This is a genomic window from Helicobacter cetorum (assembly GCF_900198405.1).
In the GTDB taxonomy this organism is placed as follows: Bacteria; Campylobacterota; Campylobacteria; order Campylobacterales; family Helicobacteraceae; genus Helicobacter; species Helicobacter cetorum_C.
This window is the reverse complement of record NZ_FZMR01000023.1, coordinates 1-25,061: the sequence shown is the minus strand read 5'-3', so window position 1 is coordinate 25,061 and position 25,061 is coordinate 1. Positions and strand designations below refer to the sequence as shown.

Here is a 25,061-nt window from a genome sequence, read left to right as displayed (position 1 = left end):
ATGCGTTTTATATTAAGGCATTATTCCACGATAAAGGACGCCCCCAAAGATTTGGGAGCTAAAGCTCAACGCTCAATCTTAAACTCTAATTTAAACCCTAAAAAGGAAAAATTAAAGTATAATGAACGCCAAGGCTTACTTCGTGGCTTTGCCATGAGGTATCCTTTTATTCGGGAATACGCCCCTAATCTTAACGAGAAGGGGCGAGATGAAATTTTACTTCAAAAATTTAAAATCTCTCTTAAGATACAATCATGGCATGTTTTAAAGGGTAATAAAAATGATTTCCAACGAAACTCAAATTCGGCTAATTTTTTTGAAAAAGTCCCCACTTTAAAGAACCCCCAAAAAATGGGGGAAACCTTTCAGCGTTTTATTTTTAAGACTACTTTTAACCCGAATAAACAGAATTTAAAGTATAATGAACGCCAAGGTTTTTTACCATGTTTGTGCATGATAAATTCCTTAGTAGTTGGGATACGCCCTAGCAAAAAACTAGGGCGAGATAACATTCTATCTAAAAACCTTAAAACCTCTCTTAAGATTAGATTTTTTCAAACTTTAGAAAACCAAGAAACCCCTTTTTTAAACGCCTTAAAAGCTTTTAAAAGACAGCAAGAAATTTTAACCCCCAAGCAAAGCATTTTGAGTGTTTTAAAGCATAGGGGACTTGCATGAAACACTACCTAGAAAAGCTTTTAAAAAAGTGTTGTCCGCATGGGGTGGAATTTAAACCGCTTGGGGAAGTCGTTTTATCGTTAAAAACAGGTCTTAATCCAAGAAATTTTTTTAAATTTAATACAAAAGACGCAACGAATTTTTTTATTACAATTCGTGAATTAAAAAATGGAAAACTTGTAATAGATGATAAAACAAATAAAATTAATGATGAAGCCCTAATACTTTGCAATAAGCGGGCTAATTTAGAAGTGAATGATATTTTATTTTCTGCAAAAGGCACAATAGGGGAGTGCTTTGTCATTAATGAAGAGCCTAAAAATTATGCTATTAATGAGGCAATTTATTCTATTAAGCCAAATACAAATTTGATTAAGCCTTATTTTTTATACTATCTTTTGATGTCTAGTTGGCTAAAAAAACAATATTGCAATCACTCGTTTGGTAGCGCACAAACTAATTTGCTTATGAGTAATTTTAAAAACCTAAAAATCCCCATTCCGCCCCTAGAAATCCAAGAAAAAATCGTAGAGATTTTAGACGCTTTTACAGAACTTAAAACAGAACTTAAAACAGAACTTAAAAAGCGGGGCGAGCAATACGCTTATTACAGAGATAGTTTGTGTGATTTTAGTGATATTAAAAAACACTATTTAAAAGATTATATTTTAAAAGCGTTATTAAAAGAGGAAATTTTAAAGCATTCAGAAAATCTTGCCTTAAAGGACGCCCCCAAAAATTTGGGAGCTAAAGCTCAACGCTCAATCTTAAACTCTAATTTAAACCCTAAAAAGGAAAAATTAAAGTATAATGAACGCCAAGACTTATTAAATGGTTTTTCCATTATAAGTCCTTTTAGGCAAATGTTTGCCCCTAATCTTAACGAGAAGGGGCAGAGTGAAATTCTATCTAAACACGCTAAAACCCCCCTTAAGATACAATCATGGCATGCTTTAAGTGCTGATGAAAATCATTTAAAAGATTTGATGATTTATTCTCTCAAAAAGGACGCCCCCAAAAATTTGGGAGCTAAAGCTCAACGCTCAATCTTAAACTCTAATTTAAACCCTAAAAAGGAAAAATTAAAGTATAATGAACGCCAAGACAAATCATGTTTTTGCATGACAAGTCCTTTTTGTAGAGATGTGTCCCTAATCCTTACAGAAAAGGGACGCAATGAAATTTTACTTCAAAAATTTAAAACCCCCCTTAAGTTCAAAGCGTTTTATAGTCGTAAAAATTTAGAAAAAATTTCGCATATCCTAAGCGATAAAATAAGTTTGAATACCCTTTTAAACGCCCTATTTAATGGGGTGGAATTTAAACCGCTTGGGGAAGTTTTAGCCTATGAACAGCCCACAAAATATTTAGTTAAAAAGGCAGAATATGGTAATGATTATAAAATACCGGTTTTAACTGCAGGAAAAACTTTTATTTTAGGTTATACAAATGAAACAAGCGGAATTTATATAGCTAACAAAAATAACCCCGTAATTATCTTTGATGACTTTACGACTAGCTTTCAGTGGGTAGATTTTGATTTTAAAGTTAAATCTAGTGCTTTAAAAATACTTAAGGCTAAAGAAAATTTTGATATTAGATTTATCTACTATGCCATGCAAACGATTTCTTATAAGCCCAAAACAGAAGACCATCAACGACAATGGCTACAAAATTATTCTTTAATCAAAATCCCCATTCCGCCCCTAGAAATCCAAGAAAAAATCGTAGAGATTTTAGACGCTTTTAATGATAACACCAAAGGTCTTATCGCTCTTATAGAAAAAGAATTAACGCTAAGAGAAAAACAATACACCTATTATAGAGACGCCCTATTAGATTTCACTACTTATCAAAAGGAAGAACATGTCTAAAACCAACCAACAAAAAGTCATTTTAGAAAGCCCTTTAACTTGTGTGAGTGCTTTTGTAGAACATGAGCCTAGAGCAAGAAAGAGTGATAAGCAAAGCGAGGGAGAACTAGAAGAAACGCTTATCAAAGATTTAGAGAGCTTAGGCTATGAAAAAATCAAGCCCAAAAACGAGCAAGAATTAAAACAGAATTTTAAAAACCAATTTGAGAGATTGAATAATATCACTTTGAGTGAAAACGAGTTTAAAAGATTGCTTAATGATGAGCTTAATGGCGAGGGCTATACAGATAGAACAAGGCGCGCACAAAGGGATTGGTGTTTTAATTTTGAGTTTGATAATAAAGAGACAAAAACGCTCCAACTCTTTGATAAAAGCGATTTAAGCAAGAATCATTTGCAAGTGATGAACCAATATAAAAGTAAGGATAACCGCTATGATGTGCAGATTTTAGTCAATGGATTGCCGTTAGTGCATATAGAGCTGAAAAAAAGGGGCGTTAGCATTAATGAGGCGATAGAGCAGTTGGAAAGATACAAAGAAGAGGGGCTAAGGGGGAATCTATTAGAATTTATCCAAATGTTTATCGCATCTAATGGCACGCTAAGCTATTACTACCCTAATAGCGCGTTTTTTAAAAAACTCCTTCAAAAAAATGAAACCAAAAATCAAAAGAAAGCGTTTAAATCTGAAAGCGTGTTTAAAATCCATTGGGCTAATAAGGATAATAAGGCATGGCTAGATTTAGAGGACTTTACCCCCACTTTTTTAAATAAAGACACGCTTTTAAAAATACTCTTTTTTTATAGCGTGTTTAACGCTAATGATGAACTACTGATTATGCGTCCTTATCAAGTCAAAGCGTGCGAAGAGATTTTACAAAAGATTTATAGGAATTTAGAGAGTAAAGAAAAATGTAAGTCTAGGGGCTATATCTGGCATTCTACAGGGAGTGGTAAGACGCTCACTTCTTTTAAAACAGCAATATTATTAAAAAGCTTTGAAAGGATTGAAAAAATTCTGTTTGTAGTGGATAGAAAGGATTTAGACCACCAAACGATACAAGAATACAATAAATTTCAAAAAGGTTGTGTTACTAGCACTAATAATGGTGCGGATTTGAAAGAAAAGCTAAAAAGCTCTAAAGAGCAGGATAAGATTATCATCACTACGATTCAAAAACTTAACCGCATGATTGATAAGGATAAAAAAGGTAAGGATACAGAGAGTTATTACCAAAAAGAGGTGGTTTTTATCTTTGATGAATGCCACCGCTCGCAGTTTGGCACTATGCACCAAAATATTACTGAAAATTTTAAAAACTATCATTTGTATGGTTTTACCGGCACACCTATTCTTAGCCAAGAGGAAAAGAATAGATTGCTAGATAACCCAAACGCTAAAGAAAATAAAAGCATTGAGCTTTCTACTGATTATGTCTTTGGCGAGTGCTTGCACCAATACACGATTGTTCATGCGATTGAGAATGAAACGGTGCTAAAGTTTATGGTGGATTACTATAAAGATAATGATAAATTAGACAAGCTTGAGAGTTTAAACCCTAAGCGTATTGATACGATTGCAAAAGAAATTATCCATCAATTTAATACTAAGACAAAACAGCGTGAGTTTAATTCTATTTTAGCGACTGAAAGTATTAGCATGGCGAGAAAATATTATGAGAGTTTTCAAAGCATTTCGCATGATTTGAAAATCGCTTTGATTTATAGTAGCGCAAGCAAGAGCGATGAAGAGGAAGAAAATAATGAAGATGCTAAGGGGCTAGACCCTGATGATAAGGAATTTTTAAGTAGGGCTATCAATCACTATAATGAAAAGTTTCATACGAATTTTCGTATCAATCGTGATTTTGAGGGGTATTATAAAGACATTTCTTCTAGAATGAAAAAGAAAGAAATTGATTTACTCATTGTAGTGAACATGTTTTTGACCGGCTTTGATGCGCCTAGTCTTAATACGCTATGGGTGGATAAAAATCTCAAAGAGCATGGGCTAATCCAAGCGTTTAGTAGGACCAATAGGATTTATAACCCTCAAAAATCGCATGGAAATATTGTAAGTTTTAGAAATTTAGAAAATAATTTGAATGATGCGCTAAAGCTGTATAGTCTAGACAATCATAAAGAAGTGGTTATAAGCCATTATAATGAAGGCCTTGAAAAATACCAAAACTGCGTTGAGAAATTTCAAAAAGAGTTTGAACTCAATTTCTTGAAAGGTTTAGAAACAATAGAGCAGAAAAAAGCTTTTATGAGAGCTTTTAACGAATTGTTGAGGTTGGATAACGCTTTAAGGTATTTTAGCCAATTTGAAAAAGATAGGATTATTGATGAGAGGGCGTTGCAAGATTATGGGAGCTATTACCAAGATTTTAAAGATGATTTGAAAAGTCAAGCTAATGGTAGCGATAATAGGGATAATGCCGATAATAGCGCGAGCAAAAATAGCTCTGAGACGACCAATTCTAATGATATTGATGAGCAAGACTACGCTTTAGAATTATTAAAAGTCATTGAAGTGAGCGTAAAATATATTTTAGAATTGTTTCAAAAAGGTGTTCCAGCACAAGAGATTAATGAGCAAGTGAATAAAGCCCCTAGCGCTAGAGAAATTAAGGGCTTGTTAGAAGAGTTTTTCAAGCGTTTTGAGAAAGAAAAGCCTAGCGATATTATTATGGCGTTTGAAGAATTTATTCAGCATAAAAAAGAGAAAGAATTAGAAGAGATTATCAAGCGATACCATTTAAAAAGCGATGAAACAAAGGATTTTATTAACAAGGCGTTTAATAACCGCTCTATTTCGTTTTTAGGGGCTAAATTTGGCAAGATTTTTAATGCGGATTTTTTTGATGCAGATTACGCAAGCACTAAAAAGGCGGTGAAAGAGGCTCTGCAAGCGTATTTTGATTTTTATAACAAAGATTTTTTAAAATAAGCCATTAATGCCATAGGGGGTTTTTGGCTTTTAAAACATCTAAGTAAAGCTGGTGGTTGCTTGCAAGTAGGGCACGAGAATTTTCTTCATGGAATAGATGATAGGCTAAAGCACTGAATTTTAAACGCCTTAAGATATTATCGTTAAATAAAAAGCGCGCTACAAACTCGCTATCTTCTCGCCCCCAGCCAACAAAATTTTCATTAAAACCTTGAATAGCGTCAAAATCTTTTTTAAAAAAACTCATGTTTGCACTCCTAATCCCAGAAAGTAAGGGGGTTTTTAATAACGCTTGCTTTGTGGTGCGTGAGGTGTTATGAATGAATTGTGAGAGTAAAGGGAGGCGTAAGTTTTTAAAAGAGCGTTTTTTAAGGGCTAGTTCATAATCATTGGCGTTTAAGATATTGTTAGTTTCTTTGGGGGTTAAAATGACTCGTGAGCCTTGCAAGAGCGTTTTTTCTTGAGCGAAATTGAGATGGTCTTGGATAAAATAGGGGTGTAAAATCATATCAGTATCAGTGAGAATGATGTATTCGCTTACGCTTAAACTCACGGCATTATTTCTGCTTTTAGCAGCTCTAAAGCCTAAATCTTCTTGGTAGGCGTGCTTGAGATTAACGCCTAGTTTTTTAAAGATTTTTTGATAGTTTTCAATGAGAATTTTGGTTGGCTCTTTGCTCCCATCATCAGCGATAATGATTTCATTAGGCAATAAAGCTAGTCGCAACGCAGAATCTAGCACGAGCTTTAAGTAATTTTCTTTGTTATAAGTGGTAATAATAAGGCTAGTGGTCATGTTGTATCACTTTTATGCTTAAGGATTGAAAGAGCATTATAGAATTTTTTATACCAATTAGAGAGCAAATATTTTATAATGATTAAAAATTATCAAAAAGGTTTGTGCATGCGTATTGTATTTATGGGAACGCCTAGTTTTGCTGAAGTTATTTTAAGGGCGTTGATTAAAGATAAAAAACTAGAAGTGGTGGGGCTATTCACTCAAATGGATAAACCCTTTGGCCGTAAAAAAGAATTGAAAGCCCCAGAGACTAAAACATACATTACAGAGAATCGTTTGGATATTCCTATTTTTCAGCCCAAAAGTTTAAAAGAGCCTGAAGCACAGATTTTAAAAGATTTAAAGCCTGATTTTATTGTGGTGGTGGCTTATGGTAAAATTTTGCCTAAAGAGATTTTAGAAATCGCTCCTTGTATTAATGTGCATGCATCGTTATTGCCCAAATACAGGGGGGCTTCGCCCATTCATGAAATGATACTCAATGATGATGTGATTTATGGCATAAGCACCATGCTTATGGATTTGGATTTGGATAGTGGGGATATTTTAGAAAGCGTTTCTTTTCAAAGAGAAAGCTACTTGACTTTGGATGCTCTGAGCTTAGAGTTAGCTCATAGGGGGGCAAATTTACTCCACTCAACGCTCAAAAATTTCCATTCAATTACCCCAAAGCCCCAAGAGCATTCGCTCGCTAGTTTTTGTAAAAAAATCACCAAAATTGATGGCTTAGTGAGTTTTAAAGACGCTAAAAGCCTATTCTTAAAATCGCTTGCTTTTAAAACTTGGCCAGAAATCTTTTTAGAAAATAACCTTAAGCTTTTGGAAGTAGAGTTAGTAGAAAATGAAAAGGGTTATAAAGAAGGCGAGATTTTAGAAATTGATGAAAGGGGTGTCCTTGTAGGCTGTTTAAAAGGTAGTGTGCGCATAGCTCAATTACAAGCTGTAGGTAAAAAGCCTTTAAAGGCTAAGGATTATTTGAATGGCAAGCGTTTAAAAGTGGGCGATATTTTGGCATGAAAAAATATAAAAAAATAGTTTTTGAGAGCTTGCCTTCCACACAAACTTATCTTTTGGAAAAACTTAAAAATGGCGGAGTGAAAGCACCCATTTTAGTCTTAGCCAAAAAGCAAAGTGCTGGGATAGGTAGTAGGGGGAATGCTTGGGAGAGTGTAGAAAGCGCTTTGACTTTTTCGCTGGCTTTAAGGGCGGGAGATTTACCTAAAGATTTACCGATACAAGCGAGTGCTTTGTATGTGGGTTTTTTATTTAAAGAAGTCCTAAAAGAGCTAGGTTCTAGCGTTTGGCTCAAATGGCCTAATGACTTGTATTTGGGGGCTCAAAAAATTGGGGGTGTGCTAGTTAGTATTTGTAAAGAAGCGCGAGTGTGTGGCATTGGATTAAATAGGGTTTCACAAACTAGAGCATGTTTAGATATTGGCGTGAGTAATGATTTGATTATGGAGAGCTTTTTAGAAAAAATAGAAGAAAAAATTCTTTGGGGGGAAGTTTTAAGTAAGTATGCGTTAGAATTTCATAAAAACTACTCTTTTAATTTTCATACTGATTTGGGCGAAGTGATGAGCCTAAAAGATGCGGTATTATTAGAAGATGGTCGCATATCTATAAAAGGAACAGCACATGTTAGGGTGTGAATATTATGAGTGAAATCATCGCAATAGCCAACCAAAAAGGGGGCGTAGGCAAGACTACAACCGCTGTCAATTTAGCAGCATCTTTAGCGGTGCTTGAAAAAAAAATCTTGCTGATTGATTTTGACCCTCAGTCTAACGCAACAACGAGCCTAGGTTTTAGGCGTAATAAGATTGATTATGATATTTATCATGTGTTAATTGGGCGTAAACAAGTCTCTCAAGTGATTTTAAAAACACAGATTCATTTCCTAGACTTAATCCCCTCAAATCTAGGCTTAGCCGGGTTTGAAAAGATATTTTATGACAATACTGATGAAAAAGATAATTGCAGAGAATTTATGCTTAAAAAAGCTTTAGAGAATATAACAGAACTTTATGATTATATCATTATTGATTCTCCACCTGCTCTAGGGCCACTCACTATTAATTCGCTTTCAGCGGCTCATTCTGTGATTATTCCGGTTCAGTGTGAGATTTTTGCGTTTGAGGGGTTGGTGCAGTTGTTTAATACGATTAAAATGTTGCAAAAAAGCACTAATCCTAGACTTAAAATCAAAGGCTTTTTACCCACTATGTATGCCCCACAGCTTAATCTCTCTAAGCAAATGTTGGCGGATTTGTCTCAGCATTTTGGTTCAGAGCTTTTTAGAGACTCTGATACGCATGAATACATTACTATTCCAAGAAGTGTGCGATTAGCCGAGTCGCCTAGCTTTGGAAAGCCTATCTTATTGTATGATATTAAATCTAATGGTAGCATCGCTTATCAAAAACTAGCCCAGAGCATATTACAAGGGGAATAATGGCAAAGAACAAGAGTTTTAGGGGATTAGGCGATATTATGCCAGAGGTCTCAGAGGCGTATGAGAGGAGTTTGCAAGATAGAGCTGATAGAGTAGTGGAGCTTGAAATTGATGAAATTATGACTAACCCCTATCAGCCTAGAAAGATTTTTGCTAAAGAGGCGCTTGAAGAATTAGCGCAATCTATCAAAGAACATGGGCTATTACAGCCCATATTAGTCATTAGTGAAAATGGGCGATACATTCTCATTGCAGGAGAGAGGCGTTTAAGGGCGAGCAAATTAGCTAAAATGCCTACCATTAGAGCGATTATCGTGGATATTGAGCAAGAAAAAATGCGTGAAGTCGCATTGATTGAAAATATTCAGCGAGAAGATTTAAACCCTTTAGAATTAGCTAAATCTTATAAAGAATTGCTTGAAAGCTATCAAATGACCCAAGATGAACTCGCTCAAATTGTGAAAAAATCTCGAGCCCATGTGGCTAATACCATGCGTTTGTTAGCACTTTCTAAGCAGGTTCAAACAGCGCTTTTAGAAGAAAAAATCACTTTTGGTCATGCCAAAATTTTAGTGGGACTAGATGAAAATAAGCAAGAATTAGCTCTTAATTCTATCATGGGGCAGAGATTAAATGTGCGCCAAACTGAAGATTTAGTGCGTAATATGAAAGATAATCAAATGCCCCCAAACGCACCAAAGCATTTTAATAGGGAGCAAACCTTTTTTTCTAGCATAAATAAGGAGCAATGGAGGTATCTTGAAGAAGAGTTAAAGAATAAATACCACCTTAAGCTTTCTTTTAAAGGAGATAAAATTGTCTTGCAATGTTGTGAAAAAACAGACTTAAAAGCCCTTATAGAAAAATTAATGCCTTAAATTGATACAAAAATTTAAGTTTTTAAGTTAATTTTTGTTAAGATATTTAGAATATCTTTGTCATATAGAAAACTCTGTTTTGACCAATAGGACTTTAGGAAAGAAGTATCAATGAATATATCGGTTAACCCCTATTTAATGGTGGTCGTTTTTGTGGCGTTTATTTTGTTGCTATGGGCAATGAATGCGTGGGTCTATAAGCCTTTATTGGCATTTATGGATAATAGAGAGGCAGAAATTAAGAGCAGTTCGTCTAAGGTCGACTCTGATAACAAGCAAAGCGAGAGCATTCAAAAGCAGATTGAAGAGTTGCTTAAAAATGCGAGCGAACAACGCAAAGCGATTCTAGCTCAAGCTAACAAGCAAGCTACAGAGGCTTATGATGCGGTCATAGCCCAAAAAGAGAGCGAACTAGAACAAGAATTTGCAGTTTTTAGCAATCAGCTTGAAAATGAAAAACAAGCCTTAAAAGAGCAACTCAAGGGGCATTTACCCACTTTTGAGACTGAGCTGAATAAACGCATGGTTGTAGGGTAATAGGTATCAAAAAATGAATAAGAAAATAATGATAATAGGCACTTTTTTGGCTTTAAGCCCTTTATGGGGGGCTAGTTTGGATATTTCACAAACAGATATTTTAGAGCGTTCGTTAAACTTCTTGTTGTTTGTAGGGATTTTATGGTATTTCTTAGCCCATAAAATGCGAGCGTTTTTTCAAGAAAGGCGTTCTCAAGTCTCTAAGCGTTTAGAAGAAATCCAACTCCAGCTTAAAACGAGCAAAGAGAGCAAAAAAAGACTTCTTAAAGAATTAGAAAAAGCTAAAGAGCAAGCTGAAATGATTGTTTCAGATGCGCATAAAGAGGCTTATACTATCACGCAAAAATATGAAGCACAAACCAAAATTGATGTAGAGAATTTGATTAAAAATTCTAAGGCTTTAATGGAATTAGAAGTGCGAAAGGCTAAACAAGAGCTTGTTGAAAGCGTGTTTAAAGACTTAAAAGAGAGCAAAAGAGTAGCGTTTAGCTCAGAAGAATACGCAAATATTTTACAAAAAAGGCTTTAAACATGGAGGAATTAAGGACAATATCTAGGCATTATGCTAAGGCTATAAAAAATTACACCAAAGATAATTTGGACTTACTAGGAGAAATTCTTGCTTTTTTAAAAGAATTGCAAGAAATTTTAAAAGATTCTAAGTTAGCAAAAATTCTTTTAAATTCATACACTCCTTTAGCGGTAAAAAGAGATATTTTGATGGCAATAACAGAGAAAATAACTGCATCAAAAGCGCTTGTTATTGTCAAACCTCTCTTAGAGCTTATGCTAAAGCATAACAGACTTAAGGCATTGAGCGTGTTAGCTGAGGAAATGTCGCCTTATTTAGAGCGAGTTAAGACTTTAGAGGCTACTTTATTTGTGCAGGGCGAACTCTCACAAGATAAGTTAGTAGCTATGCAACAAAAGCTTGAAAAACGCTTTCAATCTCCTGTGCAAATCAAACAAGAATCTTTGAATGAAAATGGGGTGCGTTTGAGTGTGCCAAGCCTAGGCGTAGAAATGGGTTTTTCAAAAAAAAGTGTTTTAGAACGCTTAGAAAAACAAGTAATCCAATCTATTTAAGTTAATCTAAGGAGAAAATTAATGTCCCAATTAAAATTGGAAGAAATCAGCTCAATCATTGAAGAAAAGATTAAGAATTTTGAATTTAATTTTGACATGGCTGAAGTAGGCAAGGTGGTTTCCTACGCTGATGGTGTGGCAAAAGTCTATGGTCTAAAAAATGTCATGTCCTATGAAGTCGTGGAGTTTGAAACGGGCGATAAAGGCTTGGCATCTAATTTAGAGGAAGATTGCGTAGGAATAATTGTTTTAGGCTTTGGCCGTGCGATTAAAGAGGGAATGAGCGTTAAACGCACAGGCAGTTTATTAAAAATTCCTGTAGGCGATGCGGTTGTTGGGCGTGTGGTGAATGCGTTGGGCGAGCCAATTGATGCTAAGGGCGAGATAGAGGCGAGTGAATTTGGCTTTGTAGAGCAAAAAGCTCCGGGCATTATGGATAGAAAGTCTGTGCATGAGCCTTTACAAACCGGTATTAAAGCTATTGATGCGCTTGTGCCTATTGGGCGAGGGCAGAGAGAGTTGATTATTGGGGATAAGCAAACCGGTAAAACCACCGTTGCTATTGATACTATCATTAATCAAAAAGGGCAAAATGTTGTTTGTATTTATGTAGCGATTGGACAAAAAGAATCCACCGTGGCACAAGTGGTGCGTAAATTAGAAGAATATGGTGCTATGGAATACACTATCGTAGTCAATGCCTCAGCTTCTGATTCAGCAGCCATGCAGTATTTAGCCCCTTATACCGGCGTAACTATGGGAGAATATTTTAGAGACCATGCCCGCCATGCTTTAATTATCTATGATGATTTGAGTAAGCATGCGGTAGCTTATAGAGAGATTTCTTTGATTTTAAGAAGACCTCCGGGCAGAGAGGCTTTTCCGGGCGATGTGTTTTATATCCATTCAAGGCTTTTAGAAAGAGCGGCTAAAGTGTCTGATGAAAGAGGGGCAGGTTCTTTAACAGCACTCCCCATTATAGAAACGCAAGCGGGCGATGTTTCAGCCTATATTCCTACTAATATTATTTCTATTACAGATGGACAGATTTTCTTAGAAACAGATTTGTTCTATTCAGGGATTCGCCCTGCTATTAATGTGGGCTTATCGGTTTCAAGGGTTGGAGGAGCGGCTCAAATTAAAGCGACTAAGCAAGTTTCTGGGACTTTACGCTTAGATTTAGCGCAGTATAGAGAATTGCAAGCCTTTGCTCAATTTGCCTCTGATTTAGATGAGGCGAGCAAAAGACAATTAGAGCGAGGTCAACGCATGGTAGAAGTGCTAAAACAAGCCCCTTATTCGCCTTTGCCTATTGAAAAACAAGTGGTGATTATTTATGCTGGAGCTAAAGGCTTTTTAGACAATATTAGTGTTAAAAAAGTGGTAGATTTTGAAGAGCAACTACACCCATTTTTAGAGGCAAAATACCCTCAAATTTTAGAAGAAATCCGCACTAAAAAAGCGTTAGATAAAGACTTAGAGGCCATGCTTAAGAAAGTCTTAGAGGAATTTAAGCTCTCTTATAGCGAGTAGGAGTTTTCTAACATCATGGCAAATTTAAGAGACATTAGAAAAAAGATTGGCAGTGTTAAAAACATGCAAAAGATTACGCATGCTATGAAACTTGTCTCTACTTCTAAATTGCGAAAGGCAGAAGAAGTAGCAAGGCGTTCTAGGGTGTATGTGTTAAAATTAGAGATGGTATTTAATGATATTTTATCAAAAATGCGTTCTCGTGGACTTGAAAACATTCAAAGCAAATATTTCAGCGAGCTAGAGAGACTTGAAATTAAAAAAGTGGATATTATCTTCATCACAGCTGATAAGGGGCTTTGTGGAGGCTTTAATACAAGCACGATTAAAAAAGTTTTAGCTTGTGCTAGTGAATATAAAGAGCAAGGCATTAAGGTGCGTTTGCGTGGTATTGGTAAAAAGGGTAATGAGTATTTTAGCTTTAATGGCGTGGAAGTTTTAGACAAAGTGAATGATTTAAGCTCTATGCCTAATTATGAGCGGGCTAAAGATTTTATGCAAAAGGTTGTTGAAGATTATTTAACCGGAGAAACTGATAAGGTCATTCTCGTTTATAATGGCTTTAAAAACATGATTAGCCAAGAATTGAAAGTGAAAATTTTGTTACCGGTGGGGCATGAAATCATTCATCAGCAAGATATACAAAGCCATTCTCAAGATACCATTGTGTGTGAGCCTAGTGATGATGAAGATAAAATACTAGATTCTTTAGCAGAAAAATATGTGGAGTATAGTTTGTATTATGCTTTGATTGATTCCTTAGCAGCAGAGCATAGCGCTAGAATGCAGGCTATGGATACCGCCACTAATAACGCTAAAGATTTAGTTAAAAATCTAACGGTTTCTTATAACAAAGCAAGACAAGAGGCTATCACGACTGAGCTAGTAGAGATTAATGCTGGCGTGGAAGCGCTCAACTAAATTAAAATTAAATTATTCAAGGAGCAACAAAAGAGATGGAAGGGAAAATTATTCAAGTCCTAGGTCCTGTTGTAGATATTGAGTTTGAGTCCTATCTACCGGCAATTTTTGAGGCATTAGATGTGCGTTTCAGCGTAGATGGCGAAGAAAAATCTTTAGTGTTAGAAGTAGCAGCACATTTGGGGGGTAATCGTGTGCGAGCGATTGCAATGGATATGACAGAAGGCTTAGTGCGTAACCAAGTGGTAAAAGCTCGTGGAAAGATGATTGAAGTGCCTGTAGGCGAAGAGGTTTTGGGGCGTATTTTTAATGTTGTAGGAGAGACTATTGACAATTTAGAACCCCTTAGACCTGCTACGACTTGGCCAATCCATAGAAGTGCCCCCACTTTTGAACAACAAAGCACTAAAACAGAGATGTTTGAAACCGGCATTAAGGTCATTGACTTGTTAGCGCCTTATTCTAAGGGTGGTAAGGTAGGCTTGTTTGGTGGGGCTGGTGTGGGTAAAACCGTTATTATTATGGAGTTAATCCACAATGTAGCTTATAAACATAATGGCTATTCAGTGTTTGCTGGAGTAGGGGAGCGCACTAGAGAGGGGAATGACCTCTATCATGAGATGAAAGAGGGAGGCGTTTTAGATAAAGTTGCGCTATGTTATGGACAAATGAATGAGCCACCGGGAGCAAGAAATCGCATTGCATTCACCGGCTTGACTATGGCGGAGTATTTTAGAGATGAAAAGGGCTTAGATATTTTGATGTTTATTGATAACATCTTTAGATACGCTCAAAGTGGTGCAGAGATGAGTGCACTATTAGGGCGTATTCCTTCAGCAGTAGGTTATCAGCCCACACTAGCTGGTGAAATGGGTAAACTCCAAGAAAGAATTGCCTCTACTAAAAATGGTTCTATTACTTCAGTTCAAGCGGTGTATGTGCCAGCAGATGATTTGACTGACCCAGCCCCTGCCTCAGTGTTCGCGCATTTAGATGCTACAACGGTTTTAAATAGAAAAATTGCTGAAAAAGGGATTTATCCAGCGGTTGACCCCTTAGATTCTACTTCAAGGATTTTAAGCCCTCAAATGATAGGTGAAAGGCATTATAACATCGCTACAGGCATCCAACAAATTTTGCAAAAATATAAAGATTTACAAGATATTATTGCGATTTTAGGCTTAGATGAATTGAGCGAAGAAGACAAAAAGGTTGTTGAAAGAGCGAGAAAAATTGAGAAGTTTTTATCCCAACCATTCTTTGTGGCAGAAGTCTTTACGGGAAGTCCCGGAAAATATGTAACCTTACAAGAGACTTTAGAGGGCTTTGAGGGAATTTTAGAAGGTAAATACGACCATATTCCTGAGAATGCGTTCTATATGGTAGGTGGTATTCAAGAGGTTTTAGAAAAAGCTAAAAACATGAAAAACTCTTAAAGGATTTTTGCATGGCCTTATTAAATATTAGCGTGGTAGTTCCTGAGGGAGAGGTGTATTTGGGGAAAGCTAAAAGCGTGGTGCTACCCGGAAATGTAGGGGAATTTGGAGTGCTTAGTGGACATAGCAACATGGTTTCGTTACTCAAAGCCGGCATTATTGAGATTGAGACAGAAGAAAAGAAGGACTTCATTGCGATTGATTGGGGTTATGCAGAAATCACTCAAGAGAGCGTAGAAGTTTTAGCTGATGGAGCGGTTTTTATTGGCGAAAAACATGGGAGTAAGGAAGATGCGATTTCTAGGGCTAAAAAGCTTTTAGAAGATGCAAGCTCTGATAGAGTGGCGATTTCAAGTGTGCTTTCTAAACTTGAAACTCTTTGAGAGAAAGTAACAAAGGGTTAAAAAGGGTTAAATATGTTTGATTCGTTAGCCTATTTTGTGCATGAGAGTGGTTTTATCACACTTCTTGTTATGGCATGGCTTTCATTTTACTTGGTGGCAACCTTATGGGTTTTTGTCTATAAGTCTGTTATGCTAAAAATTTATTTAGAGCGTGAGGCACAATCGCTCTCAAAAATTCTCAATGGCAAGCAAGATATGCCAGAACACCCTATGTTTGAGGTTTCTAAAGGATTTTCTAAGGAATTATTACAAGCTTGGAAACATCAAATCATTAAGCAAAGCACTACAGGCTTGGTGCTATTAAGCATTATTTCTTCTACAGCACCTTTTATTGGTTTGTTTGGAACAGTGGTTGAGATTTTAAGCGCGTTTAATAGTTTGGGAGCTTTAGGGCAAGCCTCTTTTGGTGTGATTGCACCCATTATTTCTAAGGCTCTTATTGCAACCGCTGGAGGTATTTTGACAGCTATTCCTGCTTATTCTTTCTATCTTATTTTAAAGCGTAAGGTTTATGATGTCTCTGTTTATGTGCATATGCAAACAGATATTTTATCCTCTAGAGAGACTTCATCAATTATAAAAGACTAAACCAAATAAGAGTAGGGGTTTTTGATGAACTATGATAATTATTGGGACGAAGATAAGCCAGAATTAAACATCACGCCTTTAGTAGATGTCATGCTAGTGTTACTAGCAATTCTTATGGTTACAACCCCAACCCTTACTTATCAAGAAGAAATCGCTTTGCCCTCTGGCTCAAAAACTTTTAGGGCGGTGCAAGATAAGGTTATAGAAATTCGCATGGATAAGCATGCAAAAATCTATATTGACCAGCAAGTTTATGAATACAAGGCATTCCCCGATACATTTAACTTGCTTTCAAAAAAATATGACAAGAATACTAAAGTTAATATTAGAGCTGATAAGCGTTTGACTTATGATAAAGTCATCTATTTGTTGAAAACCATTAAAGAGGCAGGGTTTTTGAAGGTTTCTTTAATTACGAGTTCATAGCTTTTAAAATGGTAGTGCAAGGTTAGCGAATGAATAAAGGCTCTCTTTTAATCCTTTCGGGGTTTTTAGCCTTTTTTTTATATGCAAGTTTGATTTACACATTGCTTTTAGACACGCATAGCCAAGAGGCACAAAAAATCCTTTTAGAATTGGGACAAAAGAGTGAACAAACCATTGATTTAGATTTGCAAGATTTCTTTAATAATGAAATTAGTGATACCAAAGATGAAAATGAGGGCATTCAGGCTACTCCAAACCACGAAGAAAGCCTTGAAGATATTTTTTCTTCTGTCAATAATCTCCAAGAAAAGACCAAAAGCGACGCTAAAGAAGAATCTAAAGAAGAGGATTTGACAAAACGCTTAGAAAAGCAACAACGCTTGAGAAAGAACCGCAACAATCAAGAGGCATTGAAAGGCTTGCAACAAAATTTAAGCCAAATTGCAGAAAAGCTCCAAAGCATTCATCATAAAACTTTAGATTTGCAAATTCCTAAGCAAGAGGGGGTTGATTCTAAGGTGTATCAAGAGTGGTATGCTAAGGTGTATAAGATTTTATATAAGGGTTGGAAAAATTCTTTTTATAAAAGCGCTTCTGTAAGCGTGGTGGTTATTATTGCTAAAAATGGGAAGTTTGATTATACTATCTTAAGTTATTCAAATTTTAAGGACTATAATGATAGTATTATAACGCTTTTGGATAATTTGAAAGGGTTGGATTTTCCTCCATATCCCGGAGGGCATATGATTTCTATAAAAGTTAATTTTACAACAAAGGAAGAGCAGTGAAACAAATATGGATTTTTTTAATGTTTTGTATGGGGCTTTTGGCGGCAGATAAGACGCTAGATGTTGTCAAAACCATTCAAAAACTTCCCAAAGTTGAGATACGCTATGTTAAAGACAATGATGCTAATTATGTATTTCAGCTACATGAAGTGTTGGTAAATGATTTAAAGATTAGTCAGCATTTTGAAGTTTCTGATGTTGGAGAACAAAAAGGCAATTTAGACTACCCAACCTTAAAGGGTAAGGGTATTCGCTTGGTAGCACTATTGAGCGTGGTGGTTGATAATGGTAATAAAGTAGCACGCTTAAGGCTTTATGATGTAAACGCCTCTAATTTAAAAAAGACTTTTGATTATCCTATCACACACCAAGATTTATATCCTTTTGCCTCACATAAAATGGCAATCATTATTAACGATTATATAAAAGCTCCCCCTATTGCATGGATGGATCGTTTAGTGGTATTTTCTAAGTATATCCAATCTGGAATTACTACTATTGTTTTAGCCGACTATACCATGCGCTATCAAAAAGAAATCATTAAAAACGACCGCCTTAATGTCTTTCCTAAATGGGCGAATGCTGAACAAACAGAGTTTTACTACACTCAATATGGCGAAAAAACTCCTATGATTTTAAAATATAATGTTCAAAAAGGGACTAACGAGTTTATCGCTGAAAGTCAAGGCATGGCAGTGGTTTCTAGTGTGAGTGCTGATGGCTCTAAAGTTCTTATGTCTCTATCGCCTGATGGACAACCTGATGTGTATCTCTATGACACACATAAAAAGACTAAGACTAAGCTCACTCGCTATAGAGGCATTGATGTTTTAGGAGTCTTTTTTGAAAATGAAAAATCTATGGTATTTGTTTCAGATAGAGCAGGTTATCCTAATATCTATCTCAAAAAGCTGAACTTAAAAGCGAGTGCGGAGCAACTTCTTTATGAGGGAAAAAGCAATGAATCTATTGATGCATATAAAGGTAATATCGTATATGTGAGCCGAGAAAATCCTAATGAATTTGGAAAAACCGTTTTTAATTTAAATTTGATTAGCTCTGGTAGCAATTATATTCGCAGACTTACCGTAAATGGTTCTAATCAAATGCCTCGTTTTTCTATTGACGGAAAAAATGTCATGTATTTAAAGAAAACGCCCGAAGAGGAGTCTATGGGATTGATTTTACTAGATTACAATCAGAGCTTTTTATTCCCATTGAAAGATTTAAAAGTGCAAGCATTTGATTGGTAAAAGGTTTAATTAAGGAATGATAAGATATGATTTTTTTTTTTAATTTATATCAAAGGGGTTTTTTATGAAAAAGGTTTCCGTAGCTAGTTCTTTACTAGCATTTTTGTTGATTGCAGGTTGTGCTCATAAGATTGATAACAAGAATGTAGCTGGTGATGTGGGTGCTGGTGCTAGAGCAGTTCAAAACGCTCCTGTTTCTACTGAGACAGTCCAAGAGAAAGAGATGCCTAAAGAAGAGCCAGCTCCAGCCCCTGTTGAAGAAAAGCATGAAGAGCCAGCTCCAGCTCCTGTAGCTCAAGAGCCAGAGCCAGCTCCAGCGATTGAGAGTGGCACTGTGATTGGCTCTATCTACTTTGACTTTGATAAATACGAAGTAAAAGAGGCAGAGCAAAATATTTTAGATGATAGCATTCAAAAAGCTAAAGAAAATCACATGCAAGTGCTTTTAGAGGGTAACACTGATGAATTTGGTTCTAGTGAATACAATCAAGCGCTTGGTGTTAAGAGAGCTTTAAGCGTGAAGAATGCTATGGCAGTAAAAGGCTTGGATAAAGATGAGATTAAAACCGTTAGTTTTGGTGAAACTAAGCCTAAGTGCCAAGAAAAAACCAAAGAATGCTACAAAGAAAACAGAAGGGTAGACATCAAATTAGTGAAGTAAAGTTTGAATGAAGAAATCTCTCTTTCTACTTTTTTCACTTCCCCTATTTTTGGTAGGGGAGCCTTCAGCATTTGATATGCAAAGTGGAGCTACCAAAAAGGAGCTCCGACAACTACAGACTAATAACAAAAATTTTTCCAATGTTTTAGCAAAACTTCAAGCTCAAGTAGAGACCAATGCTCAAGCCCAAGAGGGATTAAAGAGTATTTATGAAGGACAAGCTAATAAGATTAAAAATCTTAATGACAGCATTCTTTCTCAAGAGGAGTCGTTGCGTTCTTTAAAATCTTTGCAAGAAGTGCATGCGAACATGCTTAAACAGCAGGCTGAAATTTTAGAGAATCTTAAAAAAGAAGTGCAAGTTAATCAGAGAGCCATTAAGCAACTAGATAAGCAAACCAAGCAGATGAATGAGTTGCTTACAAAGTTGAGCCAAGATTTAGTGTCAAAAATTGCCTTGATCCAAAAGAGTTTGCAAGAGCAAGAAAATCAAGAAAAGCAAGAGGAACATCACAATAAAGAGGTGCAGACCACAGAGATTTCTAATCAATCTCCTGCTACTGATGAAATATCTCAAAATTCTCAATTAGCATTAGAAGATAATGCGGATAAAATTGAAACCAAAGATGGAAGAGCAAAGAATAAAGAACTACTTCAAAAGGCTTTAAAAGAAGAATTAAAGCATGAAGTCAAACAAGAGATTAAGCAAGAAAGCCCTAAAAAACATGCACATAAAGAAGTTAGCGAAAACAAACAAATCGCAGAAACAAAACCAAGATTCCATAAAAATTTAGCCAAGCAAAAGGAGATTTTTGAAGAGGCATTAACCTTTTTGAAAAATAAATCTTATGGAGAGGCTAAGGAGCGTTTTTTATGGCTTGAGGCTAATAGCTATAGGCTTGCTTATGTGCGCTATAATCTTGGAGAAATTGCTTACGCAGAAAAGAAGTATAACGATGCGATTGGGTATTATAAAGAAAGTGCACTTTTAGATAAAAAGGCGGTTTATATGCCTATTTTGTTATGGCATACGGCGTGGTCTTTTAGGCGTTTGAATAATCATGAAAACTATTATAAATTTTTAAATACTTTGCAACGCTTGTATCCTTTGAGCGAACAAGCTAGAATGGCAAAGAAAATCTTAGAAAATAAGGAGAAAAATCATGCAAAACCATGAAGAGAATATCAAGCAAGCCGCTTTGATTGAATATGAAGTAAGGGAGCAAGGTTCTGCTGAAGTGCTTGATAGCAACATTACTAAAGAGCCTTTGGAATTTATTGTAGGTGCTAATCAAGTGATTGTAGGCTTAGAAAATGCAGTGCTAAAAGCTAAGATTGGCGAGTGGGAAGAAGTCATAGTAGTACCAGAAGAGGCTTATGGGGTGTATGAGAGTGGCTATTTGCAAGAAGTTCCTAGAGAGCAGTTTGAGGGTATTGAGCTAGAAAGGGGTATGAGCGTTTTTGGACAGACTGAAGACAATCAAACGGTGCAAGCAGTCGTTAAAGACTTTAGTCCTACGCATGTAATGGTAGATTATAACCATCCTTTAGCAGGAAAAACTTTAGCTTTTCGTTTTAAGGTTTTAGGTTTTAGAGAAGTGAGCGAAGAAGAGATTTTAGAGGCTCATCATGGTAGTCATGGTGGCGGAGGTTGCTGTGGTGGCGGTCATGGTGGCGGTGGCGGAGGCTGTGGTTGCTCATGTTCGCATGGATAACACACGCTTAAAAGCAAAATAAGGAATATAAAGCAAAATGGATAGTGCAAATCTTAAAAATTGGTTGTTCCCTACGATTTGCTTTTTTTTGTTTTGCTATATTTTAATTTTTATCATGTTTTTTATGTTTAGAAATTTGCAGTCTCAATCCTTTGGTTCTACAGCAGAAACGGGTAAAAAGCAAGTAACCACAACTAAGAAATTTGGTAAAGAATTGCAAAAACAAATTTCAAAAATCCATTAATTTTTTTTTGGTTTTTGCCGATTTTGAACTAAAGAGTAAATATTAAAATCAAGGACTTAAGATGATTAATTCAGTTTCTTCTTTTACTCCAATGCAGTCTGTAGGGAATTATAAGCGTGTGGAAAAAAGTGAAAAGATTCAAGAAAGCGATGCTGCAGCACCTAATAAGGTAGCTGAAATCAAGCAAGCTTATGAGAATAACCAATACAAGCTTAATTTATCCAAGACTTCTCAAAAAATGGCACAAGATTTATTAGGGCAGTTCTAAGCTTTTTGCTTGGAATGCCCTTATAAGCTTTTGTGTCTTTTTCTTAGAGTTTCTTTCTTACATTATTTGTTTAGTTTTTTCAAAATTTTAGTTTTTAATCGTTGTAGCAGAAGTAAATCATGGCGTTGCTAACTTTTTTTGATTTTTGTTCTGGAATTGGTGGGGGTCGTTTGGGCTTGGAACTAAATGGCTTAAAATGCGTAGGGCATGCAGAAATTAATCGTGAGGCTCTTAGAACTTATGAATTATTTTTTAAGGATACGAATAACTTTGGGGATTTAATGCAAATCAATCCTAATGATTTACCTCATTTTGATGCGCTAATTAGCGGGTTTCCTTGTCAAGCCTTTTCCATCAATGGCAAAAGAAAGGGCTTTGATGATGAAAGGGGGACAATTATCTATGGGCTTATTAATATTTTAAGAACTAAGCAACCTAAATGCTTTTTGCTTGAAAATGTTAAAGGCTTAATCAATCATAACAAAAAGACAACTTTTGAAACCATTATAAAAGCCTTGCAAGAAGTAGGCTATACAACTTATTATAAAATTTTGAATAGCGCTGATTTTAAATTAGCCCAAAATAGAGAACGCATTTATATTGTAGGGTTTAGAAAGGATTTAAAGCATCATTTCAATTTTCCTTTAGGTTTAGCAAATAACTATTCTTTTGAAGACTTTTTAGACACAACTAATGAATGCTATTTGGATATTCATAACGCTACTTTTCAAAAATATTTGCATAATAAATACAACTATAATAGAGTTTCTTTAGATACTATTTTGGTTTTAGAAAATGTCGTTTTAGATACTAGACAATCTGATTTGAGATTATATTTTAATGTTTTTCCTACTTTAAGGACAGGAAGGCATGGTTTGTTTTATATTCAAAAAGGTAAAATTAAAAAATTAAATGCAACTGAAAGCCTACTTTTGCAAGGATTTCCTAGAGACTTAGCTTTAAAAATCAAAAATAACCCTAATTTTAAAGAAAGCCATTTGTTATCGCAAGCAGGAAATGCGATGAGCGTGAATGTAATTTCTGCAATTACGCAACAAATGTTAAAGGCAGTTTTCTAATGAATAGTCATACAAGTTTCTCACTCATTGCTAAAAATGGTTTTTTTAAACGAAAAAAGCCACAGAAAAATTCAATCATTATTTAAATAGTGGCGTTTTAAAATGGCATAGTATTTGCTTGTTTTATGATTGAAAAACGAGGACAAAAGGATTTGTTATGGAAGTTTTACATTCTCATTTAGAAAATGCACTCAATCAATTACAGCATTTAATGGATTTAACCAAAAGCGATATAGAAGATATTAAGCTTGCTAAGCATGCTGAAATTTTTGAAAGAAACGCTCAAAAACAGCTCGCTATCCAAGCTTTTGAGCAAGAAAAAACGAATATAGACACGCAAATGTTGCATTTAAAAAACCAATTCCCTAATAAAGAAATGAGCGAATTATTAGACGAAAAAGCGAGCGATTTATTAAGTCAAATGCGAGAGTCATTACTCGCTTTAAAAGATGAAAACATGGCTTATTCGCGCATGGCGTTTGCAGTCTCTGAGTTCTACTCTTCACTCATTCAGCAAATCATTCCCCATGACACTTGCGATTATAAAGGAGCTAGGCATGTAGGAAGTCATTTTTTAAGAGTGCAGGCATAAAATGGGCGGGATTTTATCTTCACTTAACACTTCTTACACCGGCTTACAAGCCCACCAAAGCATGGTAGATGTAACCGGAAACAACATTTCTAATGCGAGCGATGAATTTTATAGCCGTCAAAGAGTGATAGCAAAGCCTCAAAATGGCTATGTATATGGCACTAAAAATGTCAATATGGGCGTTGATGTGCAAGCGATTGAAAGAGTGCATGATGAATTTGTTTTTTCTCGCTACACTAAGGCTAATTATGAAAATATCTATTATGACACGCAGTCTTCACATTTACAAGAGGCGAGTGCGTATTTTCCGGATATTGATGAGGCGAGCATTTTTACCGATTTGCAAGATTATTTCAATTCATGGAAAGAATTGTCTAAAAATGCCAAAGACTCTGCGCAAAAGCAAGCCCTTGCTCAAAAAACAGAGGCTTTAACGCATAATATTAGAGACACTAGAGAGCGTTTAACCACCTTACAGCATAAAGCGAGCGAAGAATTAAAAAGCGTTATCAAAGAGGTTAATAGCTTAGGTTCTCAAATCGCTGAAATCAACAAACGCATGAAAGAGTTAGAAAATAACAGAAGCTTAAAGCATGCGAATGAATTAAGAGATAAAAGAGATGAGCTAGAATTTCATTTGCGAGAGCTTTTGGGGGGGAATGTTTTTAAAAGCAGTATTAGAACAAGCTCTTTAGTAGATAAAAATTCAGCGGATTTTGATGAAAGCTACACGCTTAATATTGGGCATGGGTTTAACATCATTGATGGGGCGATTTTCCACCCCCTAGTGATTAAAGAATCAGAAAATAAAGGGGGTTTGAATCAAGTTTATTTTCAAGGCGATGATTTTAAGGTCGTCAATATCACAGACAGGCTTAATCAAGGTAAAGCCGGGGCGTTACTAGGTATCTATAATGACGGCTCTAATGGCACTATAAAAGGCAAATTGCAAAATTATATTGATTTATTAGATTCTTTTGCTAGGGGCTTGATAGAATCCACGAATGCGATTTACGCTCAAAGCGCAAGCCATAATATTGAGGGGGATTCGGTAGAATTTAGCGATGAAGAGGCGTTTAAAGACACGAATTACAATATTAAAAACGGCACATTTGACCTAGTCGCTTACAATACCGACGGCAAAGAAATCGCTAGAAAAACCATTACTATCACACCTATTACGACCATGAAAGACATTATCCAAGCGATTAACGCTAACACTGATGATAATAAGGATAATAACACTGAAAATGATTTTGATGATTATTTCACAGCGAGTTTTAACAATGAAACTAAAAAGTTCATTATCCAGCCTAAAAACCCCTCTCAAGGCTTGTTTGTTTCTTTAAAAGATAATGGCACCAATTTCACCGGCGCCTTAAAGCTCAACCCCTTTTTTCAAGGCGATGATGCCTCTAACATCAGCTTAAACAAGCAGTATAAAAAAGAGCCAACCGCCATTAGACCATGGCTTGCCCCCATTAATGGTAATTTTGATGTGGCAAACATGATGCAACAATTACAATATGATAGCGTGGATTTTTATGACAATAAGCTAGATATTAAGCAGATGAAAATCAGCGAGTTCTATCAGTTTTTAACCGGTAAGGTCAATACGGATGCTGAAAAATCAGGGCGTATTTTAGACACTAAAAAAAGCATTTTAGAGACCATTAAAAAAGAGCAACTCTCTATTTCGCAAGTGAGCGTAGATGAAGAAATGGTCAATCTCATCAAGTTTCAAAGTGGCTATGCAGCTAATGCTAAAGTCATTACAGCTATTGATAAGATGATAGACACTCTACTAGGGATTAAGCAGTAGTCTTTTTACGCTATAATCTCTCAAATTTCTAAAAAGAGAGTTAAGACTAGATGAGTAAGGTTACCCCCCCC

General features: G+C 35.7%; 27 protein-coding genes. 26 read left to right on the top strand and 1 reads right to left on the bottom strand.

Features of this window, described 5'->3' with window-relative positions; genetic code table 11:
- From C6H25_RS08645 to C6H25_RS07000, 3 genes are read left to right on the top strand one after another with little or no spacing between them, the layout of a single operon-like run.
- Positions 1-678: a hypothetical protein gene (locus C6H25_RS08645; protein ID WP_158653901.1), complete on the top strand. Its 678-nt coding sequence runs from the start codon at positions 1-3 to the stop codon at positions 676-678.
- Entirely contained in the window at positions 675-2,552 is a 1,878-nt protein-coding gene (locus C6H25_RS09035) for a restriction endonuclease subunit S (protein WP_158653900.1), read from the top strand. The genes C6H25_RS08645 and C6H25_RS09035 overlap by 4 nt, the downstream gene beginning before the upstream one ends.
- The gene (locus C6H25_RS07000; protein ID WP_104748723.1) at positions 2,545-5,505 is read left to right on the top strand and encodes a type I restriction endonuclease subunit R; all 2,961 of its coding nucleotides are present in this window, start codon (positions 2,545-2,547) and stop codon (positions 5,503-5,505) included. Before C6H25_RS09035 ends, C6H25_RS07000 begins: the two co-directional genes overlap by 8 nt.
- Positions 5,506-5,509: 4 nt before the next feature.
- On the opposite strand, the gene C6H25_RS06995 is transcribed toward C6H25_RS07000, so the two are convergent.
- The gene (locus C6H25_RS06995; protein WP_104748722.1) at positions 5,510-6,301 is read right to left on the bottom strand and encodes a glycosyltransferase family 2 protein; all 792 of its coding nucleotides are present in this window, start codon (positions 6,299-6,301) and stop codon (positions 5,510-5,512) included.
- A 108-nt stretch (positions 6,302-6,409) separates the two neighbouring features.
- Here C6H25_RS06995 and fmt point away from each other — a divergent pair, with 108 nt between their 5' ends.
- The 23 genes from fmt to flgK all read left to right on the top strand — a co-directional run bounded on the left by fmt (position 6,410) and on the right by flgK (position 24,990).
- Positions 6,410-7,321 (top strand): methionyl-tRNA formyltransferase, encoded by a 912-nt coding sequence (fmt, locus tag C6H25_RS06990; RefSeq protein ID WP_104748721.1) that lies wholly within the window; start codon positions 6,410-6,412, stop codon positions 7,319-7,321.
- The gene (locus C6H25_RS06985) at positions 7,318-7,956 is read left to right on the top strand and encodes a biotin--[acetyl-CoA-carboxylase] ligase (RefSeq protein WP_104748720.1); all 639 of its coding nucleotides are present in this window, start codon (positions 7,318-7,320) and stop codon (positions 7,954-7,956) included. Before fmt ends, C6H25_RS06985 begins: the two co-directional genes overlap by 4 nt.
- Positions 7,957-7,961: 5 nt before the next feature.
- The gene (locus C6H25_RS06980; protein ID WP_199768956.1) at positions 7,962-8,759 is read left to right on the top strand and encodes a ParA family protein; all 798 of its coding nucleotides are present in this window, start codon (positions 7,962-7,964) and stop codon (positions 8,757-8,759) included.
- Positions 8,759-9,637 (top strand): ParB/RepB/Spo0J family partition protein, encoded by an 879-nt coding sequence (locus C6H25_RS06975; RefSeq protein WP_104748719.1) that lies wholly within the window; start codon positions 8,759-8,761, stop codon positions 9,635-9,637. Before C6H25_RS06980 ends, C6H25_RS06975 begins: the two co-directional genes overlap by 1 nt.
- Before the next feature lie 111 nt (positions 9,638-9,748).
- A complete protein-coding gene (locus C6H25_RS06970; RefSeq protein ID WP_104748718.1) occupies positions 9,749-10,174 on the top strand; it encodes a FoF1 ATP synthase subunit B' in 426 nt (141 codons plus the stop codon).
- 13 nt (positions 10,175-10,187) lie between these two features.
- Positions 10,188-10,703 carry a F0F1 ATP synthase subunit B gene (locus tag C6H25_RS06965; RefSeq protein WP_233707355.1) on the top strand — a complete coding sequence of 172 codons (516 nt, stop codon included), beginning with the start codon at positions 10,188-10,190 and terminating at the stop codon, positions 10,701-10,703.
- A gap of 2 nt (positions 10,704-10,705) precedes the next feature.
- Positions 10,706-11,260 carry a F0F1 ATP synthase subunit delta gene (locus C6H25_RS06960; RefSeq protein WP_104748716.1) on the top strand — a complete coding sequence of 185 codons (555 nt, stop codon included), beginning with the start codon at positions 10,706-10,708 and terminating at the stop codon, positions 11,258-11,260.
- A gap of 21 nt (positions 11,261-11,281) precedes the next feature.
- Positions 11,282-12,793, top strand: coding sequence for a F0F1 ATP synthase subunit alpha (gene atpA / locus C6H25_RS06955; RefSeq protein WP_104748715.1), 1,512 nt, complete (start codon positions 11,282-11,284; stop codon positions 12,791-12,793).
- Between the two features lie 15 nt (positions 12,794-12,808).
- Complete coding sequence (atpG, locus tag C6H25_RS06950; RefSeq protein WP_104748714.1) at positions 12,809-13,714, top strand: ATP synthase F1 subunit gamma; 906 nt, start codon at positions 12,809-12,811, stop codon at positions 13,712-13,714.
- Between the two features lie 35 nt (positions 13,715-13,749).
- Positions 13,750-15,150, top strand: a complete 1,401-nt coding sequence (atpD, locus tag C6H25_RS06945; RefSeq protein ID WP_104748713.1) for a F0F1 ATP synthase subunit beta — start codon at positions 13,750-13,752, stop codon at positions 15,148-15,150.
- 11 nt (positions 15,151-15,161) lie between these two features.
- On the top strand, positions 15,162-15,533 hold the full coding sequence (atpC, locus tag C6H25_RS06940; protein ID WP_104748712.1) for an ATP synthase F1 subunit epsilon: 372 nt from the start codon (positions 15,162-15,164) through the stop codon (positions 15,531-15,533).
- Positions 15,534-15,566: 33 nt separating this feature from the next.
- Complete coding sequence (locus C6H25_RS06935) at positions 15,567-16,142, top strand: MotA/TolQ/ExbB proton channel family protein (protein ID WP_104748711.1); 576 nt, start codon at positions 15,567-15,569, stop codon at positions 16,140-16,142.
- A gap of 24 nt (positions 16,143-16,166) precedes the next feature.
- Entirely contained in the window at positions 16,167-16,568 is a 402-nt protein-coding gene (locus C6H25_RS06930) for an ExbD/TolR family protein (RefSeq protein WP_104748710.1), read from the top strand.
- Positions 16,569-16,597: 29 nt separating this feature from the next.
- Positions 16,598-17,356 carry an energy transducer TonB gene (locus tag C6H25_RS06925; protein WP_104748709.1) on the top strand — a complete coding sequence of 253 codons (759 nt, stop codon included), beginning with the start codon at positions 16,598-16,600 and terminating at the stop codon, positions 17,354-17,356.
- Positions 17,353-18,609 carry a Tol-Pal system protein TolB gene (gene tolB, locus C6H25_RS06920; RefSeq protein WP_104748708.1) on the top strand — a complete coding sequence of 419 codons (1,257 nt, stop codon included), beginning with the start codon at positions 17,353-17,355 and terminating at the stop codon, positions 18,607-18,609. Before C6H25_RS06925 ends, tolB begins: the two co-directional genes overlap by 4 nt.
- 64 nt (positions 18,610-18,673) lie before the next feature.
- The gene (locus tag C6H25_RS06915; RefSeq protein WP_104748707.1) at positions 18,674-19,270 is read left to right on the top strand and encodes an OmpA family protein; all 597 of its coding nucleotides are present in this window, start codon (positions 18,674-18,676) and stop codon (positions 19,268-19,270) included.
- A gap of 7 nt (positions 19,271-19,277) precedes the next feature.
- Positions 19,278-20,447 (top strand): tetratricopeptide repeat protein, encoded by a 1,170-nt coding sequence (locus tag C6H25_RS06910; protein WP_104748706.1) that lies wholly within the window; start codon positions 19,278-19,280, stop codon positions 20,445-20,447.
- The gene (locus tag C6H25_RS06905) at positions 20,434-20,985 is read left to right on the top strand and encodes an FKBP-type peptidyl-prolyl cis-trans isomerase (RefSeq protein ID WP_104748705.1); all 552 of its coding nucleotides are present in this window, start codon (positions 20,434-20,436) and stop codon (positions 20,983-20,985) included. Before C6H25_RS06910 ends, C6H25_RS06905 begins: the two co-directional genes overlap by 14 nt.
- Positions 20,986-21,022: 37 nt before the next feature.
- Complete coding sequence (locus C6H25_RS06900) at positions 21,023-21,229, top strand: hypothetical protein (RefSeq protein WP_104748704.1); 207 nt, start codon at positions 21,023-21,025, stop codon at positions 21,227-21,229.
- 61 nt (positions 21,230-21,290) lie between these two features.
- Positions 21,291-21,497, top strand: coding sequence for a flagellar biosynthesis anti-sigma factor FlgM (locus tag C6H25_RS06895; protein WP_104748703.1), 207 nt, complete (start codon positions 21,291-21,293; stop codon positions 21,495-21,497).
- A gap of 119 nt (positions 21,498-21,616) precedes the next feature.
- Positions 21,617-22,576 (top strand): DNA (cytosine-5-)-methyltransferase, encoded by a 960-nt coding sequence (dcm, locus tag C6H25_RS06890; protein ID WP_104748702.1) that lies wholly within the window; start codon positions 21,617-21,619, stop codon positions 22,574-22,576.
- A gap of 157 nt (positions 22,577-22,733) precedes the next feature.
- Entirely contained in the window at positions 22,734-23,168 is a 435-nt protein-coding gene (locus C6H25_RS06885; protein WP_104748701.1) for a hypothetical protein, read from the top strand.
- 1 nt (position 23,169) lies between these two features.
- Positions 23,170-24,990, top strand: a complete 1,821-nt coding sequence (gene flgK, locus C6H25_RS06880) for a flagellar hook-associated protein FlgK (RefSeq protein ID WP_104748700.1) — start codon at positions 23,170-23,172, stop codon at positions 24,988-24,990.
- Positions 24,991-25,061: the final 71 nt, after the last annotated feature.

Coding starts and splice junctions, on each gene's coding strand:
- C6H25_RS08645 (WP_158653901.1), top strand. CDS start 1: ATGCGTTTTATATTAAGGCATTATTCCACGATAAAGGACGCCCCCAAA.
- C6H25_RS09035 (WP_158653900.1), top strand. CDS start 675: ATGAAACACTACCTAGAAAAGCTTTTAAAAAAGTGTTGTCCGCATGGG.
- C6H25_RS07000 (WP_104748723.1), top strand. CDS start 2,545: ATGTCTAAAACCAACCAACAAAAAGTCATTTTAGAAAGCCCTTTAACT.
- C6H25_RS06995 (WP_104748722.1), bottom strand. CDS start 6,301: ATGACCACTAGCCTTATTATTACCACTTATAACAAAGAAAATTACTTA.
- fmt (WP_104748721.1), top strand. CDS start 6,410: ATGCGTATTGTATTTATGGGAACGCCTAGTTTTGCTGAAGTTATTTTA.
- C6H25_RS06985 (WP_104748720.1), top strand. CDS start 7,318: ATGAAAAAATATAAAAAAATAGTTTTTGAGAGCTTGCCTTCCACACAA.
- C6H25_RS06980 (WP_199768956.1), top strand. CDS start 7,962: ATGAGTGAAATCATCGCAATAGCCAACCAAAAAGGGGGCGTAGGCAAG.
- C6H25_RS06975 (WP_104748719.1), top strand. CDS start 8,759: ATGGCAAAGAACAAGAGTTTTAGGGGATTAGGCGATATTATGCCAGAG.
- C6H25_RS06970 (WP_104748718.1), top strand. CDS start 9,749: ATGAATATATCGGTTAACCCCTATTTAATGGTGGTCGTTTTTGTGGCG.
- C6H25_RS06965 (WP_233707355.1), top strand. CDS start 10,188: ATGAATAAGAAAATAATGATAATAGGCACTTTTTTGGCTTTAAGCCCT.
- C6H25_RS06960 (WP_104748716.1), top strand. CDS start 10,706: ATGGAGGAATTAAGGACAATATCTAGGCATTATGCTAAGGCTATAAAA.
- atpA (WP_104748715.1), top strand. CDS start 11,282: ATGTCCCAATTAAAATTGGAAGAAATCAGCTCAATCATTGAAGAAAAG.
- atpG (WP_104748714.1), top strand. CDS start 12,809: ATGGCAAATTTAAGAGACATTAGAAAAAAGATTGGCAGTGTTAAAAAC.
- atpD (WP_104748713.1), top strand. CDS start 13,750: ATGGAAGGGAAAATTATTCAAGTCCTAGGTCCTGTTGTAGATATTGAG.
- atpC (WP_104748712.1), top strand. CDS start 15,162: ATGGCCTTATTAAATATTAGCGTGGTAGTTCCTGAGGGAGAGGTGTAT.
- C6H25_RS06935 (WP_104748711.1), top strand. CDS start 15,567: ATGTTTGATTCGTTAGCCTATTTTGTGCATGAGAGTGGTTTTATCACA.
- C6H25_RS06930 (WP_104748710.1), top strand. CDS start 16,167: ATGAACTATGATAATTATTGGGACGAAGATAAGCCAGAATTAAACATC.
- C6H25_RS06925 (WP_104748709.1), top strand. CDS start 16,598: ATGAATAAAGGCTCTCTTTTAATCCTTTCGGGGTTTTTAGCCTTTTTT.
- C6H25_RS06915 (WP_104748707.1), top strand. CDS start 18,674: ATGAAAAAGGTTTCCGTAGCTAGTTCTTTACTAGCATTTTTGTTGATT.
- C6H25_RS06910 (WP_104748706.1), top strand. CDS start 19,278: ATGAAGAAATCTCTCTTTCTACTTTTTTCACTTCCCCTATTTTTGGTA.
- C6H25_RS06905 (WP_104748705.1), top strand. CDS start 20,434: ATGCAAAACCATGAAGAGAATATCAAGCAAGCCGCTTTGATTGAATAT.
- C6H25_RS06900 (WP_104748704.1), top strand. CDS start 21,023: ATGGATAGTGCAAATCTTAAAAATTGGTTGTTCCCTACGATTTGCTTT.
- C6H25_RS06895 (WP_104748703.1), top strand. CDS start 21,291: ATGATTAATTCAGTTTCTTCTTTTACTCCAATGCAGTCTGTAGGGAAT.
- dcm (WP_104748702.1), top strand. CDS start 21,617: ATGGCGTTGCTAACTTTTTTTGATTTTTGTTCTGGAATTGGTGGGGGT.
- C6H25_RS06885 (WP_104748701.1), top strand. CDS start 22,734: ATGGAAGTTTTACATTCTCATTTAGAAAATGCACTCAATCAATTACAG.
- flgK (WP_104748700.1), top strand. CDS start 23,170: ATGGGCGGGATTTTATCTTCACTTAACACTTCTTACACCGGCTTACAA.